The organism is Aeromonas sp. SrichE-2G (assembly GCF_017939565.1).
GTDB lineage: Bacteria > Pseudomonadota > Gammaproteobacteria > Enterobacterales > Aeromonadaceae > Aeromonas > Aeromonas taiwanensis.
The window spans coordinates 174,080-189,582 of the sequence record NZ_JAGKRG010000004.1 but is presented as its reverse complement, the minus strand read 5'-3'; the positions used below and the strand labels follow the sequence as shown (position 1 = coordinate 189,582).

14 protein-coding genes are annotated in these 15,503 nt (G+C 64.6%); 11 read left to right on the top strand and 3 right to left on the bottom strand.

Annotated features, from left to right (window positions below; all coding sequences use genetic code 11):
* Positions 1-19: 19 nt before the first annotated feature.
* The gene (locus tag J9885_RS02900; protein ID WP_210548037.1) at positions 20-904 is read right to left on the bottom strand and encodes a LysR family transcriptional regulator; all 885 of its coding nucleotides are present in this window, start codon (positions 902-904) and stop codon (positions 20-22) included.
* 218 nt (positions 905-1,122) lie between these two features.
* Between J9885_RS02900 and J9885_RS02895 the strand changes: the two genes are divergently transcribed.
* Together J9885_RS02895 and ppk2 are read left to right on the top strand one after the other, a co-directional pair.
* Positions 1,123-3,147, top strand: coding sequence for a TonB-dependent siderophore receptor (locus J9885_RS02895; RefSeq protein ID WP_210548036.1), 2,025 nt, complete (start codon positions 1,123-1,125; stop codon positions 3,145-3,147).
* Between the two features lie 321 nt (positions 3,148-3,468).
* Positions 3,469-4,293 carry a polyphosphate kinase 2 gene (ppk2, locus tag J9885_RS02890; RefSeq protein WP_210548035.1) on the top strand — a complete coding sequence of 275 codons (825 nt, stop codon included), beginning with the start codon at positions 3,469-3,471 and terminating at the stop codon, positions 4,291-4,293.
* Here the strand turns inward: ppk2 and J9885_RS02885 are convergent.
* Positions 4,274-5,953, bottom strand: a complete 1,680-nt coding sequence (locus J9885_RS02885) for a SulP family inorganic anion transporter (RefSeq protein WP_246876787.1) — start codon at positions 5,951-5,953, stop codon at positions 4,274-4,276. The two genes, ppk2 and J9885_RS02885, sit on opposite strands and share 20 nt — an antisense overlap.
* A 190-nt stretch (positions 5,954-6,143) precedes the next feature.
* Between J9885_RS02885 and J9885_RS02880 the strand changes: the two genes are divergently transcribed.
* A complete protein-coding gene (locus J9885_RS02880; protein ID WP_210548034.1) occupies positions 6,144-7,205 on the top strand; it encodes a PQQ-dependent sugar dehydrogenase in 1,062 nt (353 codons plus the stop codon).
* Positions 7,206-7,221: 16 nt separating this feature from the next.
* Complete coding sequence (locus J9885_RS02875) at positions 7,222-7,377, top strand: entericidin A/B family lipoprotein (RefSeq protein ID WP_210548033.1); 156 nt, start codon at positions 7,222-7,224, stop codon at positions 7,375-7,377.
* 42 nt (positions 7,378-7,419) lie between these two features.
* Here the strand turns inward: J9885_RS02875 and J9885_RS02870 are convergent, their stop codons facing one another.
* Positions 7,420-8,208 carry a DeoR/GlpR family DNA-binding transcription regulator gene (locus J9885_RS02870; RefSeq protein WP_210548032.1) on the bottom strand — a complete coding sequence of 263 codons (789 nt, stop codon included), beginning with the start codon at positions 8,206-8,208 and terminating at the stop codon, positions 7,420-7,422.
* A 255-nt stretch (positions 8,209-8,463) separates the two neighbouring features.
* On the opposite strand from J9885_RS02870, the gene ltnD reads away from it, so the two are divergent.
* From ltnD to J9885_RS02835, 7 genes are all read left to right on the top strand, one after another.
* Positions 8,464-9,372, top strand: a complete 909-nt coding sequence (gene ltnD / locus J9885_RS02865) for an L-threonate dehydrogenase (protein WP_043758497.1) — start codon at positions 8,464-8,466, stop codon at positions 9,370-9,372.
* Positions 9,369-10,619, top strand: coding sequence for a 3-oxo-tetronate kinase (otnK, locus tag J9885_RS02860; RefSeq protein WP_210548031.1), 1,251 nt, complete (start codon positions 9,369-9,371; stop codon positions 10,617-10,619). The genes ltnD and otnK overlap by 4 nt, the downstream gene beginning before the upstream one ends.
* Entirely contained in the window at positions 10,612-11,244 is a 633-nt protein-coding gene (locus tag J9885_RS02855; RefSeq protein ID WP_210548030.1) for an aldolase, read from the top strand. The genes otnK and J9885_RS02855 overlap by 8 nt, the downstream gene beginning before the upstream one ends.
* Positions 11,241-12,014 carry a 2-oxo-tetronate isomerase gene (gene otnI / locus J9885_RS02850; RefSeq protein ID WP_210548029.1) on the top strand — a complete coding sequence of 258 codons (774 nt, stop codon included), beginning with the start codon at positions 11,241-11,243 and terminating at the stop codon, positions 12,012-12,014. The genes J9885_RS02855 and otnI overlap by 4 nt, the downstream gene beginning before the upstream one ends.
* A 35-nt stretch (positions 12,015-12,049) precedes the next feature.
* Positions 12,050-13,000, top strand: coding sequence for a D-erythronate dehydrogenase (gene denD / locus J9885_RS02845; RefSeq protein WP_210548028.1), 951 nt, complete (start codon positions 12,050-12,052; stop codon positions 12,998-13,000).
* Positions 12,997-14,502: a gluconate:H+ symporter gene (locus tag J9885_RS02840; RefSeq protein WP_210548027.1), complete on the top strand. Its 1,506-nt coding sequence runs from the start codon at positions 12,997-12,999 to the stop codon at positions 14,500-14,502. Before denD ends, J9885_RS02840 begins: the two co-directional genes overlap by 4 nt.
* Positions 14,503-14,592: 90 nt before the next feature.
* The gene (locus J9885_RS02835; protein WP_210548026.1) at positions 14,593-15,483 is read left to right on the top strand and encodes a DMT family transporter; all 891 of its coding nucleotides are present in this window, start codon (positions 14,593-14,595) and stop codon (positions 15,481-15,483) included.
* The last annotated feature ends 20 nt before the right edge of the window (positions 15,484-15,503 follow it).

Genomic DNA, 15,503 nt, shown 5'->3' with positions numbered 1-15,503 from the left:
ACACAGCAATGGGCAGGATTTATTCACGACCGGACAGGAGCTGGAGAAAGGTGCTGAGCGCCGGGTTGTCAGAGGTGTGTTTGTAAATGAAATGAAGGGGGGTCGTCTGGGGTAAAATATCCAGTGACGTATAACGGATCATTTTCGACTGACGACTGAGGTGACGTTCATTGACGATGGCCACGCCATTACCGGAAGCCACCAACCCCAGCATGGTGCCTTCACCATGTGCCCACTGGGTCACACCTGGCCGCCACTCTACTTCCTGAAATAGCGTTTCCTGCCAGTCGTAATAATTGGGGTCGGTACTTCTGGGCAGACGCACGGCGGAAAACTGGTTTAATTCCTCCACCGTAATGGAGCGAGGAATATCGATATCCCAACAGGCGGGATAAGCAAGCACCAGCCTGTCTTGTGCGACAGGATGCACGACATATTCAGAAGGCAGGTCGGAGAAGTGATACAGGAAGGCGCCGTCTATCTGATCCAGCTCCAGTCGTTTCAGCAAGACCATGGGCGTATCGGAGTAGACCTCCAGCTCGACCTCGATATTGGCGTGGTGGAATTGATTGACACACTGCGTTATTTCACCTTCCCACAAGACAAAGTCCGGCGCCCCCAGAGTAAGTGAACCATATTCCGTATGGTTGAATTGACGCATTCTCTCATTGGCATCGTCAATTTGACGAATGATGGCGCCGAGCTCTTTCTGATACACCTTGCCGGCCCTGTTCAAGCGCAAACCTCTTGGCAGGCGGTCAAATAATTGCACGCCTAATTCAGATTCCAATTCTTTGATCTTTCTTGAGATGGCAGGTTGAGTGACGTGAACTCTCTGGGCGGCGGAACGGATATTTTGCGTTTCGGCGACGGCTAGAAAGTACTTCAGCTGACGTAATTCCACTCGACTTCTTTCCCTGTCGGCATCGATCGATGACTCGATATTAATTTAACTTGTTGCAAATGACAAGTATTATCATTTGTGTTACCGCAAGGTAAAATGCTTGTCAAACGGAACCGGACAGAATGAATAAGATCAGCTGTGGCACCCTCTCGCCGAGAACTCGTTATCAAACCAAATACCTGTGGCTATGCTGCGCCCCCGTGCTCGCATGCTCAGGATTGACCCATGCTCAGGACAAGGCCGACGATCCGCAGACCGAGGCCTATCGCATCAATACCATCACCGTATATGGCCAACCCCTGTCAGACGACAGCGAGACCACAGTCGCCAAAGAGCTGTGGGTTGGCGGCAAGGTCGCAACCAGTGTGCTGGATACCCCGGCCCTCGTCTCCGTGATCACCGAGAAAGAGATCAACCAGCGCAACGCCACGACCACGGAAGAGGTGTTGCAATACTCCCCGGGCCTGGTCACCGACTACTATGGCTCGGATGACAGAAACGACTACTTCACCATTCGGGGCTTTCAAGCAACCACCTATCGGGATGGCCTGACCCTGGGGTCCATGCGCGGGGTGCGTGAAGACCCCTATGCCTATGAGCGGGTGGAAGTGATCCGCGGCGCCAACTCGACGCTGTTTGGCCCGGCAGATCCCGGTGGCTCGGTCAACTTTGTGAGCAAGCGACCCAAGTTCAAGCGCTTCGGCGACAGCTATGTCTCTTATGGCTCGTTCGACAACAAAGAGCTGGGGGTGGACTTTGGCGACACCCTAAACGAAGAGAAGACCTTGGCTTACCGCGTGACCACCAAGCTGAAGAAGGGGGAGCTGGAGTACGATCATTCGAAGGATGACTCCCAGCTCGTGATGGGCGGCATCACCTGGCAACCCTCGTCGGATACGACGGCCAGTCTGATCATTGACTACCTCGGCCGGGACTCCACCCCGAACAGCGGCGGTTACCCCCTGGATAAAGAGTACGATCGCAGCCAGTTCTACGGCGAACCCGACTATAACAAGCACGATGTGGAGCGGACGAACATCAGCGCCCAGATCGCCCACTACTTCTCCAGCGACCTCAAGCTGAGCGCCAACCTGCGCTACAGCGACCTGAAGGACAACTTTGGCTACCTCTATCTCTATGACTTCGAAGGGCGCACCGGCCGCGATGTCTCCCGCTACTACTTCGGCACGGACACCTCCTCCAACGAGCTGATCGGCAACACCATTGTGCAATACGACACGAACTTTGGCCGTATCGACAGCAGCACCCTGGTCGGGCTGGAATACCGCGATGCATCGAGCAAGGACCAGTCTGTCTATGGCGCGGCCAGCAGCATCAATCTCGACAATCCGGTCTACAGTGGCGCCCCCGTCGTCGGCGCCCCCTACAGCAAGAACGCTCAGGACTACAAGACCGCCTCGGCATTCTTGCAGCAGAACCTCTCGCTGGATGACCGCTATATCCTGACCCTGGGGGCGCGTCATGACGACATGGATCTGTCGAGCCGCGACATCAGTGACGTCGAGACCAGCGATGACTTCTCTGAGACTTCGCTGCGCGCGGCCCTGACCTACAAGATGACCCGGGAGTGGTCGACCTATCTGAGCCAGGTCGAGTCCGTCGCCCCTCCCACCATTGGGGTGAAGCCCGAGCGCGGTGAACAGCTGGAACTCGGTGTGAAATATGCCCCGGAGTCGGTCAACGCCCTCTTCTCCGCCGCCATTTATGACCTGAACAAGAAAGATGTCACCATGGCCATCGTGCAGGACAACGGCACCATAGAGCGGGAAACCGTCGGGGAAACCCGGGTCAGAGGCTTCGATCTGGAGATGAAGGCGGAAGTGGCGGACAACTTCAACCTGACCGGCGGCTACTCCTACATGAAGTCCGAGGTGATTCGCGGCTCGACGCGCGCCGGCGCCTCTCTGGAAGGGAATGAGTTCGCCAGCACGCCGAACCATTCCGCGTCCCTGTGGGGCTACTACACCCTGCCCATCGAGACCATGGATCTGGGTCTGGGCGCCCGCTACGTCGGCAGTTATTACCTCGATGCGGACAACACCGCCAAGAGTGAAGCCGCCACCCTGCTGGACGCCGCCTTTGCGTACCGCATTACCCGGGACGCCAACCTGTCCGTCAACGTGGCGAACCTGACCGACAAGCAGTACGTCGTCGGCTCCGGAACCGCCAACTACTATAACCCCGGCCGCTCGTTCAATGCGGCGCTCAGCTATGCCTGGTAAGCCATCCCTCCTCCCAAGAGCCGCCTTTGCGGCTCTTTTTTCATGGGCTTTCGAAGGCTCATGCCGCCCGGGATGGCCCTTCCATCCAGCCATGACCCCTCCCCGGCGACCGGCCCAGAGAGGCTGAGTGCCGGGCGAACACGGATCCACCTTCCCCTCTCCCCGATGCGCCCGCCCTGAAAGAGCCACAGGATCATCCGGGATCCCGGCCGCCCTGGCTTCGCCTGCGGCCATCATGGTTTGCATCCTCATATACACTCAGAAAATCGGTCGCCGATGCCGGTGACCGGGCAACAGGGCTCGCATCAAGAGAAGGACATCATGGGCAGCAAAAAAAAATCCAGGGCTGAACAGCCGGTTGTGACCGAGGCGCAGAAACCCCTTGGCAACAAGGTATACGAGAAGGAGCTGCGCCGCCTGCACGAGGAGCTGGTGAAGCTGCAGCTGTGGGTGGTACACAAGGGGCTCAAGGTCTGCATCGTGTTCGAGGGGCGCGACGGGGCCGGCAAGGGGGGCACCATCAAGGCGATCACCGAGCGGGTCAGCCCGCGAGTATTTCGGGTCGTCGCTCTGCCGGCCCCCACCGAGCGGGAGAAGAGCCAGCTCTACTTCCAGCGCTACATCCCCCATCTGCCGGCGGCGGGCGAGATCGTCATCTTCGATCGCAGCTGGTACAACCGGGCCGGCGTGGAGCGCGTCATGGGCTTTTGCAGCGAGGAGGCGAGCGACAAGTTTCTGGCAGGTGCCCCCATGGTGGAGAAGGCCCTGGTCGACTCGGGCATCATAGTGCTGAAGTACTGGCTGGAGGTGACCCCAGAGGAGCAGGAGCGGCGACTGCGGGATCGCATCGACGACGGCCGCAAGATCTGGAAGCTCTCCCCCATGGACATCAAGTCCTTCGATCGCTGGGATGACTACACCCGGGCGCGGGATGCCATGTTCAACGCCACCGACACCGCCTGGGCCCCCTGGTTCGTGGCCCGCTCAGAGGACAAGAAGCGGGTACGCCTCAACATCATTTCCCACCTGCTGGCCCACATTCCCTACGAGACACTGCCGGTCGAGCCGGTCAAGCTGCCCAAGCGCAAGATTGGCAAGGTCAAGCCAACGGAGCATCCGCTGCGCATCATTCCGGAGCGCTTCTAGGCAAGGGGGCGGGCCCCGGCGCGCCCCTCATCTGTTGATACTGGCGGATGGCGGCCCTGGCATTGAACAGCATGCGGCTGTCCCCCATCCGGGCAGCCAGGCCGCTGCGACGCACGTTTTCGAGCACCCCGGGATTGAGCCCGGCCAGCCAGAGGGTAACCCCCTTGGCGCTGGCCTGCCGCTCCCCTTCCTTCAGCACCATCAGGGCCGAATACTCCACGTCCAGCACCCGGCTCATGTCGAGCACCACCACCTCGGGCTGATGGGTCGCGATCAGTTCGCGCATCCTCGCCGCCACATGCTGCACATTGATGAAGAAGAGGCGCCCCTCCGGCCGCAGGATCAGCAGGCCCGGGACCGTCTCGTCCTCCGGGTGGCGCGCCGAGAGCGGGCGCAGCACATCCTCCCCGGGCTTGCGGCCAATCACATGGACAGGCGGATGCGCAGTCTGGCTCGCCAACCCCAGCAGGGAGGCCAGGATCGCCACCACTATGCCCTGCAGGGTACCGAACAGCAGCACCCCCAGGCAGGCGGTGACGGCCCAGCGAAATTCCATCATGCGGATCTGCCCTATCTTGCGAAATTCCAGCGGCTGGATGAGCCCCACCGAGTAGACGATGACCACCACCGCCAGGGTGGCGCTCGGCAGCCAGGAGAGCAGCGGGGCGAGGAAGATCATGGTCGCCAGCGCCATCCCGGCATTGACGGCAGAGGCCAGCTGGCTCATGCCACCGACGGCGCGCACCACCGCCGTCTGGGAGGTGCCGCCCCCCGCCGGCATGCTGCCGCAGAAGGCGCCCCCGAGATTCGCCAGCCCGGTGGCCACCAGCTCCCGATTCGGATTGATCTCGGGCTCCTCCTTGCCCACGAAGGCCCGCCCGGCGGCGATGGTCTCGGTGAAGCTCATCAGCGCGATCCCCGCCGCCCCCGGCAGCAACTGCATGACCAGGGCCGGATCCGGCATCGTCAGGCCGGGCAGCCCGGTGGGGATGGCCCCGACGATGGCGACCCCCGCCTCGTTCAGGCCAAGGCCCCACACCAGGGCGATGCCGATCCCCACCCCCAGCAGGGGGGCGGGGGAGTGGGGAAAGCGCCACTCCATGAACACCAGCACCGCCAGGGTGGCGAGGGCCACCCCCAGTGTCAGCCAGGAGGTCTGGGGCAACGCCTGGCCGAGGTGATAGAGATCCAGGAAGAAGTTCTCCTTCTGGATGTGCCCCCCGAACAGCTTGGGCAGCTGGTCGAGGATGATGACCAGACCTATGCCGCTCTTGAACCCCACCAGCACCGGCAGGGAGATGAAGTTCGCGATGAAGCCGAGCCGCAGCGCGGCCGCCAGCATCAGCATGGCCCCCACCAGCAGGGTCAGGGTGGCCGTCACCGTCAGCAGCCGGCCGGGATCGCCGTCCGGCACCACCAGCCCGAGCTGGGTGGCGGTCAGGATAGCCAGGGTACTGGTGGAGCTGACGCTGAGCACCCGGGAGGAGCCCAGCAGGGCGTAGATCACCATGGGCACGAACGCGGTGTAGAGGCCGATCGCCACCGGCAGCCCCGCCACGCTGGCATAGGCCATGGCCTTGGGCAGCACCACGGCCGCCGCGGTGACACCGGCCAGCAGATCGGGCAGAAGACGCCCCGGCGCCGACACAAGTGATGACATTTTAATCCTCCATGAACCCGGGACCCTCCTGACGCGGCGAACCTACCGGCCAGGTCCCCGCGTTCGTCTTGATGACCTCCTGAAGTGTATGCAGGGCGTGATGCAATCGCTTGTTGCGCCTGACGTTTTGTCACTCCCTTCCCCTATACTTCAGCGACGTTCAGACCAGACCCGAGAGAGGAGAAACGTCGTGTTGCGACTGCTTGCCCTGCTGCTGTTCTGCCTGATGCTCCCGGTGCGGGCGCTGACCCTGACCACGGTGGCAGGGGATCTGCGCCACCCCTGGGGGCTCGCGCTTCTCCCCGATGGCGGTTACCTGATTAGCGAGCGCCCGGGCCGCCTGCTGCGCATCGACGCAGGCGGCAAGCGCCACATTGTCTCCGGCCTGCCGCCCCTCGCCGCCACGGGTCAGGGGGGGCTGCTCGATCTCGCCCTGGACGGTGATGGCTGGGTGTATCTCAGCTACAGCGAACCGGGGGACAGGGGGGCAGGCACCGCAGTGGCCCGGGCCCGGCTGCAAAAGGACGCCCTCGTCGACTGGCAACTGCTGTTTCGCCAGCAGCCCAAGGTGGCCGGTGGCGCCCACTTCGGCTCCCGCCTGGTGCTGACGGAGGATGGCTATCTCTTTATCACCCTCGGCGATCGTTACACCGAGCGGGAGCGGGCACAGACGCTCGACAACCACCTCGGCAAGACGGTACGCCTGCACAAGGATGGCCGGGTGCCCGCCGACAACCCCTTCGTCACGACACCGGGGGCCCTGCCGGAGATCTGGAGCCTGGGCCACCGCAACATGCAGGGGGCCACCCTGCGCCCGGGCAGCCAGCAGCTCTGGGCCCACGAGCACGGCCCCCAGGGCGGGGATGAAGTGAACCTCATCCTGCCCGGCCACAACTACGGCTGGCCCAAGGTGACCTTCGGCGAGGAGTATGGGGGCGGCAAGATTGGCGTGGGCCAGAGCGCACCCGGCCTGACGGCGCCGCGCTGGATCTGGGTGCCCTCCATCGCCCCCTCGGGCATGACCTTTTATCAGGGAACCCTGTTCAAGGGGTGGCAGGGGGACTTGCTGGTCGGCGCCCTGCGCGGCCAGGCCCTGTTGCGCCTGCGCCTGGACGGGGACACCATAGTGTCACAGGAGCGACTGTTGACCGATCTGGGGGAGCGGATCCGTACCGTCAAGGAGGGGCCTGACGGTGCCCTCTATCTGCTGACGGACTCAGGCAACGGGCGCCTGCTCAAACTGACCCCATAGCATGGGAGGAAGAGAAATGAACGCGCATCGAATGCTGCTGGTGCTCTGCGCCAGCCTCTGGCTGCTGGGCTGCAACACCATTCACGGGATGGGACGAGACATCGAGAAGGCGGGTGAGGTGATCCAGGGCTCCGCCAACCTGACGGGCGAGCAAGACACCGGCCGGCACTGATCCCGCCCCGGGGCAATCAGGGGCTGCAACGCCCCCAGCCACTCACTCGCCGCTTGCCACCAGGCTGGCCAGCTGCGCCATGGTCACCCTGACCCCATGCTGGGCCAGCACCTCGCGGGCACTCTGGGGCAGCTGCTCGTCGGTGATCACCTGATCGATCGCATCCCAGCCCACCACGTTGAAGGTCCCCACCTTGCCATATTTGGACGAGTCGCAGATGAGGATGCGGCTCGCCGCCGACTCCACCACGGCCCGCTTCACCGGCACCTTCTGCTCGCTCGGGGTGGAGATCCCCTGCCCGTCCCAGGAGGAGGCGGACAGGAAGGCGATGTCCAGGTGGAGGTTGCGCAGGAAGTGGGCGGTGGCCTCCCCGGCGCAGGACTGGTTCTCTCGAATGACCTGGCCCCCGGTGTGATAGAGGCGGCAGCGGCCGTGCTCGATGAGGTAGGCGCACACCATGAAGTCGTTGGTCACTATCATCAGGTCTTCCCGCAGGGCCAGCTCCCGGGCCAGCTCCAGGGAGGTGGTGCCGGCATCCAGATAGACGGTGCTGCCCTCGCTCACCTGGGCGGCGGCGAGCCGGGCGATGGCCAGCTTGGCCCCCTGCATCAGGCTGCGCTTGGCGGCGTGGGAGGGCTCGCTCTTGATCCGCTGGGAGAGGCTGACCCCGCCCGAGACGGACAGAACCCGCCCCTGCTCCTCCAGCTTCTGGATGTCACGCCGGATGGTCATGTGGGAGACCTGCAGCCAGTCGGTCAGCTCCACTATGCTGACCACGCCGCGCTCGGCGAGCAGTTGCAGGATACGTTGCTGTCGCTCTACGGGAATCATCTTGCCTCGCACCTCGGGGAAAGGAGGCCCCATTCTACCCCAGTGAGATGGTAAAAAATGATAAATAACCTCGAATGGGCTCACAAATCACATTTATTCACACAAAAGGCATCATTTTTTGATTCAAAAGAATCTCAACTCGCGTGAATAACAAAAATTAACACCGATTAAGTTATTTTTTGTGACATGCGCCTGATATTTCACCGCCACAAGCCTCTACTATCGGCTCATCAGTCGTTATCGAGGAATCACGAGATGAGCACTCCCTATCATGTTGCCGTCATCGGCCTGGGCGCCATGGGCATGGGCGCCGCCCGCTCCTGCCTGCGGGCCGGGCTCACCACCTACGGCATCGATCTCAATGCAGAGGCGCGCAACCAGCTGCAACAGGCCGGTGCCGCCGCCGTCATGGCCGATGCCCGCCCCCTGGCGGAGACGCTCGATGCGGTGTTGCTGCTGGTGGTCAACGCCGTTCAGGTGCGCCGCATCCTGCTCGGCGACGAGGGGCTGGCCCGTCACCTGAAGCCGGGCACCGCCATCATGGTCTCTTCCACCATAGCCGCCGAAGAGGCGAGCACCCTGGCCGCCGAGCTGGCGCAGATGGGGTTGCCGATGCTGGATGCGCCGGTCTCCGGCGGCGCCATCAAGGCCGATGCCGGCGAGATGACGGTGATGGCCGCAGGCTCAGACGCCGCCTTCGACAAGCTGGCCCCGGTGCTGGATGCGGTGGCCGGCAAGCTCTACCGGGTCGGCAGCGAGCCGGGCCAGGGCAGCACAGTCAAGATCATCCACCAGCTGCTGGCCGGGGTGCACATCGCGGTGGCGGCCGAAGCCATGGCCCTGGCCAGCCGGGCCGGCGTATCGCTGGATCTCATGTATGACGTGGTCACCCATGCCGCCGGCAACTCCTGGATGTTTGAAAACCGCATGCCCCGCGTGCTCGCCGGCGACTACCAGGCCCGCTCTGCGGTGGACATCTTCGTCAAGGATCTCACCCTGGTGGCGGACACCGCCAAGGCGCTGCGCTTCCCGCTGCCGCTCGCGAGCACGGCGCTGAACATGTTCCTCGGTGCCAGCAACGCGGGCCACGGCCTGGAAGATGACAGCGCCGTCATCAAGATCTTCTCAGGCATTACCCTGCCGGGTCAGGAGGAGCAAGCATGAAACTCGGAGTCATCGCAGACGACTTCACCGGCGCCACCGACATCGCCGGTTTCCTGGTGGAGAACGGCCTCTCCACCATCCAGTTTGCCGGCATCCCGGCTGAGGCGGATCTGACCGGGGTCGACGCCGTGGTGATCAGCCTCAAGAGCCGCTCCTGCCCCACGGGCGAAGCGGTGCGCGACTCCCTGGCGGCCCTCGACTGGCTCAAGGCCCGCGGCTGCCCCCGCATCTACCAGAAGTACTGCTCCACCTTCGACAGCACGGCGGCGGGTAATATCGGCCCCGTCACCGACGCCCTGCTGGCGGCGCTGGAGAGCAAGTTCACCCTGATCTGCCCGGCCCTGCCGGTCAACGGTCGCACCGTCTATCAGGGCAACCTCTTCGTGGGGAACCAGCCGCTGGCCGAGTCCGGCATGCGCCACCACCCCATCACCCCCATGCAGGACAGCAACCTGCTGCGGCTGATGGAGGGGCAGGCCCAGGGCCGCGCCGGTCTGGTACCGTTCAATACCATCGCACAGGGTCCCGGCGCCATTACCGACGCCTTCGAGCAACTGGCAGAGGCGGGCGTGCGCTACGCCGTGGTCGACACCTTGACCGAGCAGCACCTGCTGGACATCGCCACCGCCGCCCTCGACATGCCCCTGGTGACCGGCGGCTCCGGCCTCGCCATCGGGCTCGCCCGCCGGCTTGGCAGCGGGGATCTGCAGGGTGCCCGTGAGGCGGGCTGGCCCAGAGGCACCCGCGCCGTGGTGCTGTCGGGCTCCTGCTCCGAGATGACCAACCGTCAGGTGGCCCGCTATCGCCAGCATGCTCCTGCCCTGGCGCTGCAGGTGGAAGCCTGCCTCACCAACCCGGATTACCCGGCCGAGCTGGCACGCTGGGTACAGGCCCAGCCGCGCACCCCGGCGCCGCTCGTCTACGCCACCACCAGCCCGGCGGAACTGGCTCGCATTCAGGAGACCCACGGCCAGCAGGCGGCCAGCGACGCGGTGGAACACTGCTTTGGCCGCCTCGCCTGCCTGCTGCAGGAGGCCGGGGTGGATCGCTTCATCATCGCCGGTGGCGAGACCTCGAGCCGGGTCACCCAGGCCCTCGGCGTGAAGGCGTTCCACATAGGCCCGCAGATCGCCCCCGGTGTGCCCTGGGTGCGGGCCATCGACGCTCCCCTCTCCCTGGCACTGAAGTCCGGCAATTTCGGGAGCGACGACTTCTTCGACAAGGCTCAGGAGTACTTCCATGACTGAACAGGCACTGCGCGACACCATGGTGATGCTGGGGGCCTCCCTCTTCCAGCGCGGTTATGCCACCGGAGGCGCCGGCAACCTCTCCGCCCTGCTGCCGGACGGCACCCTGATCGCCACCCCGACCGGCTCCTGCCTGGGACGTCTGAGCGCCGACAGGCTCTCCCACGTCAACCTGCAGGGGGAACACCTGGGGGGAGATCGCCCCTCCAAGGAGGTGGCCTTCCACCTCGCCATCTACCACAACAATCCGGACTGCCGGGCCGTGGTGCACCTGCACTGCACCCATCTGACCGCCCTCTCCTGTCTGGAAGGGCTGGATCCGGCCAACGTCATCCGCCCCTTCACGCCCTACTACGTGATGCGGGTCGGCCAGTTGCCGCTCATCCCCTACTACAAACCGGGGGATGCCCGCATCGCCGAGGAGCTGGGGCGCCGCGCCCCCGAAGGCAACGCCTTCCTGCTGGCCAACCACGGTCCCGTGGTGACGGGCAAGGATCTGGTGGATGCGGTCAACAACATGGAAGAGCTGGAGGAGACGGCGCGCCTGGCACTGATGCTCCATGGCCAGTCCATCCGCTACCTGGGCGAACCCGAAATTGATGAATTGAGGAGGATTAAACCATGAGCAAGTTTGCCGCCAATCTCACCATGCTGTTTACCGAGGTGCCGTTCCTCGATCGCTTCGCCGCCGCCCGCGACGCCGGCTTCGAGGCGGTGGAGTTTCTGTTCCCCTACGAGTGGCCGGCCGCCGAACTGGGCCGCCGCTTGCGCGAGCAGGGGCTCTCCCAGGCCCTGTTCAACATGCCGCCGGGCAACTGGGGCGCGGGGGAGCGCGGCATGGCCGCCATCCCGGGGCGGGAAGCGGAGTTTCGCGGCCACCTGCCAACCGTGCGTGACTACGCCCTGGCGCTCGGCTGCACCAAGGTGCACGCCATGAGCGGCATCGTGGACCCGGCACATAGCCTCTCGGCCCACCGCCAGACCCTGATCGACAACATCCGCTTCGCCGCCGACTTCCTGGCTGCGGACGGCATCAAGGTACTGCTCGAGCCGCTCAACGATCGGGATGTCCCCGGCTACTTCCTGGCCCACCAGCTCGACGCCCTGGCCCTGGTGCAGGAGATAGACAGACCCAACGTGGGGGTGCAGCTCGACCTCTATCACGCCCAGATCATGGACGGGGATCTCACCCGTCTCATCGGCAAGCTGGGCCCGGCCATCGGCCATGTCCAGATCGCCTCGGTACCGGATCGCCACGAACCGGACGAAGGGGAGATCGCCTACCCGCACCTGTTCAAGGCGCTGGCGCAGGCGGGCTACCACGACTGGATAGGCTGCGAATACAACCCCAGAGCCGGCACCCGGGAAGGGCTGGGCTGGCTGACACAACAATAACGACCCTGAACATGAACGAGTCTGAGGATAACAAGATGCAGATCATCATCACCGGCGGCGGTGGCTTCCTGGGCCAGAAACTGGCCCGGGCCCTGCTGCAAGGCCCCCACCCCTTCACCGAGCTGCTGCTGGTGGACATCCAGCAGCCGCAATCCCCCCTGCCGGACCCCAGGGTTCGCTGCCTGCGGGCCGACCTCACCGAACCCGGTGTCGCCGAGTCCCTCATCAGCGAGCGGACCGCCGTGGTCTATCACCTGGCCGCCATCGTCAGCAGCCACGCGGAGCAGGACTTCGATCTGGGCTGGAAGGTCAACCTGGACACCACCCGCACCCTGCTGGAGGCGTGCCGCCATGCCCGGCCCGGCATCCGCTTCGTCTTCACCAGCTCCCTCGCCGTCTATGGCGGCCCACTGCCGGAGCTGGTGAACGACGGCACCGCCCTGACCCCCACCTCCTCCTACGGTGCCCAGAAGGCCATGGGGGAACTGCTGGTCAACGACTACAGCCGCAAGGGCTTCGTCGACGGTCTGGTATTGCGCCTGCCCACCATCTGCGTGCGCCCGGGCAAGCCGAACCGCGCCGCCTCGTCGTTCGTCAGCAGCATCATCCGCGAGCCGCTGCAAGGGGAGAGCGCCCTCTGCCCGGTGAGCCCGGAGCTGCGCCTCTGGCTCTCCAGCCCCGCCACCGTGGTCGCAAACTTCCTGCTGGCGGCCAGGCTTCCCACCACCGGTGACGCCCGCAGCATCAACCTGCCCGGCATCAGCGTGACCGTCGGCGAAATGCTGGAGGCCCTCGCCAGAATCGGGGGTCAGCAGGCTCTGGATCGGGTGCAGTTTGCCGCCGATCCGGCCATCGAGCGCATCGTGGCCAGCTGGCCGGGACGCATCGACAACCAGCGGGCCAACGCCCTCGGCTTCGCGGCAGACAGGACGTTTGCCGACATCATCGACAGTTTCATCACCCATGACATGCAGGAGGCATCATGAGCGACATCCCAACCCCCATCATCGGTCTCATCATCGCGGTCTTCGTGCTGGTGTTTCTGGTCATCCGTACCCGGGTGCACGCCCTGATCGCCATGCTGGCGGCGGCCTGCATCGCCGGGATCACCGGCGGCATGACCATCGACAAGACCCTCACCGTGATCACCCAGGGCTTTGGCTCCACCCTTGGCAGCATCGGCATCGTCATCGGCCTCGGGGTCATGATGGGTCGCCTGCTTGAGGTCTCCGGCGCCGCCGAACAGATCGCCTACAGCTTCATCAAGTGGCTCGGCAAGCGTCGCGAGGAGTGGGCTCTGGCCATCACGGGCTACATCGTCAGCATCCCCATCTTCGTGGACTCCGCCTTCGTCATCCTCTATCCGGTTGCCAAGGCGCTGGCAAAGAGCGGCAAGCGCTCCCTGCTCACCCTGGGAGTGGCGCTCGCGGGCGGCCTGGTGGTGACCCACCACACCGTGCCGCCGACCCCGGGCCCGCTGGGGGTTGCCGGCCTGTTTGGCGTGGACATCGGCGCCATGCTGCTGACCGGCATGGCCCTGGCCATCCCCTGCGTGCTCGGCATCGTCTTCTACGCCCAGTGGCTCGACAAGAAGTACCCCGAGTTCGGCGCCCAGGTTGCCCAGACCCCGGACGAGCTGCAGGCCACCTACGAGCAGTACATCAAGGAGAAGGAGGGCAAGACCCTGCCGAGCCTGACCCTGTCGCTGCTGCCGATCCTGGTGCCCATTGTGCTCATCTTCGTGAAGGCCATCTTCACCACCCTGGCCACCCTGGAGGGCATGGACGGCCTGATGGCAAATCCCCTGGTGCAGGGCGTCAACTTCATCGGCACCCCCATCATAGCGCTGGCCATCAGCGTGCTGCTGGCGGTCTATACCCTGGTGCCGCATATGGACAGGCACGCCACCGCCGCCCGCCTGGAAGAGGGGCTGCAATCCGCCGGCATCATACTGCTGGTGACCGGTGCCGGCGGGGCGCTGGGGGCCGTGCTGCGCGACAGCGGCGCGGGCCAGCAACTGGCCGAGCAGATCGCCCAGCTGCCCATTTCCCCCATCCTGATCCCCTTCATCGTGGCGACCCTGGTACGCCTCATCCAGGGGTCCGGCACCGTGGCCATGGTGACGGCGGCCTCCATCTCCGCCCCCATACTGGCGCAGATCCCCGGGGTCAACATGCTGCTGGCCGCCCAGGCCGCCACCATGGGGTCGCTCTTCTTCGGCTACTTCAACGACAGCCTGTTCTGGGTGGTCAACCGCATGATGGGCATCTCGGACGTGAAGCAGCAGATGATCGTCTGGTCCATCCCGACCACCATCGCCTGGGCCATCGGCGGCACCGGCGTCGCCCTGCTGAACCTGATGTTCGGCTCCGGCGGCACCTGGTTAGACCCCGTGCTGCCGCTGCTGGTGCTGGCGCTCATCGTCTGGTACGTCAAGGGCCAGTCCCTGGCTCCGGTGGCCGACGCCATCCCGAGCCGGGAGTCATAATCCCGGGCGCCACGGCAACGCTGTGTGACGAGGGCCAGTCTGCTAGACTGGCCCTCTTTTTCGTTCATTCATCTTGCAAAGGAGTGTTGGATGTCTGCGTCTTCCTGGTGGGACAAGTCCACCGGTTTTGCCCTGCTCACCATCTTGCTGTGGGCCTCCCTCGCCGCGCTCACCTCCCGGATCACCAGCGTCTCGCCCCTGGTGCTGGTGGGGCTGGTGCTGCTGTTCTGCGGGGCGGGCACCGTGCCATTCTGGCGTCAGTGGCGCGCCAGCCCCCTCACCTGGCTGGTGACCATCACCGCCCTGCTGCTCTATCACCTGCTGCTGTTCACAAGCTTTCGCCACGCCCCCGTGCTGGAGGCGAACCTCATCAACTACCTCTGGCCGCTGTGCATCATCCTGTTCACCCCACTGCTGCTGCCGGGTCACCCCTTGAGCCTGCACCATCTGCTGGCCGGGGCCCTCGGCCTCGCGGGCTCCGTGCTGGTGATGGTCGATGGCAGCCTGCAGCTGCAACAGGCCCATCTGCCCGGCTACCTGCTGGCCCTCGGCGCTGCCATCGTCTGGGGCGCCTACTCCGTGCTCTCCCGCCGCCTGCCCCCCGCCCCCGCCGTGGTGACGGCCGCCGCCTGCCTGCCCGCCGGGCTCCTGGCCCTGCAGCTGGCATGGGTGCTGGAAGGGCCCCTGCCCCTCGTCCAGATCCCGACCGCGGACTGGCTGCTTATCGTCGGGCTGGCACTTGGTCCCATGGGGGCGGCCTTTGTCACCTGGTATCTGGCGCTGCGGGACGGGGATCCTCGCCGCATCGGTTCGCTGGCCTACCTCACCCCATTGCTGAGCACCCTGCTGCTGGTCTGGCTCAACGGCGAAGCGCTCACCCCGCGCCACCTGCTGGCGGGGGCCCTCATCATGGGCGGCGCCCTGCTCGGTCTGCTGGTGAAAAACCCCAAGACTCAGCCAGTTGCAGAGCCTCTGTCATAAAAACGCCATCAGGCCTGCTT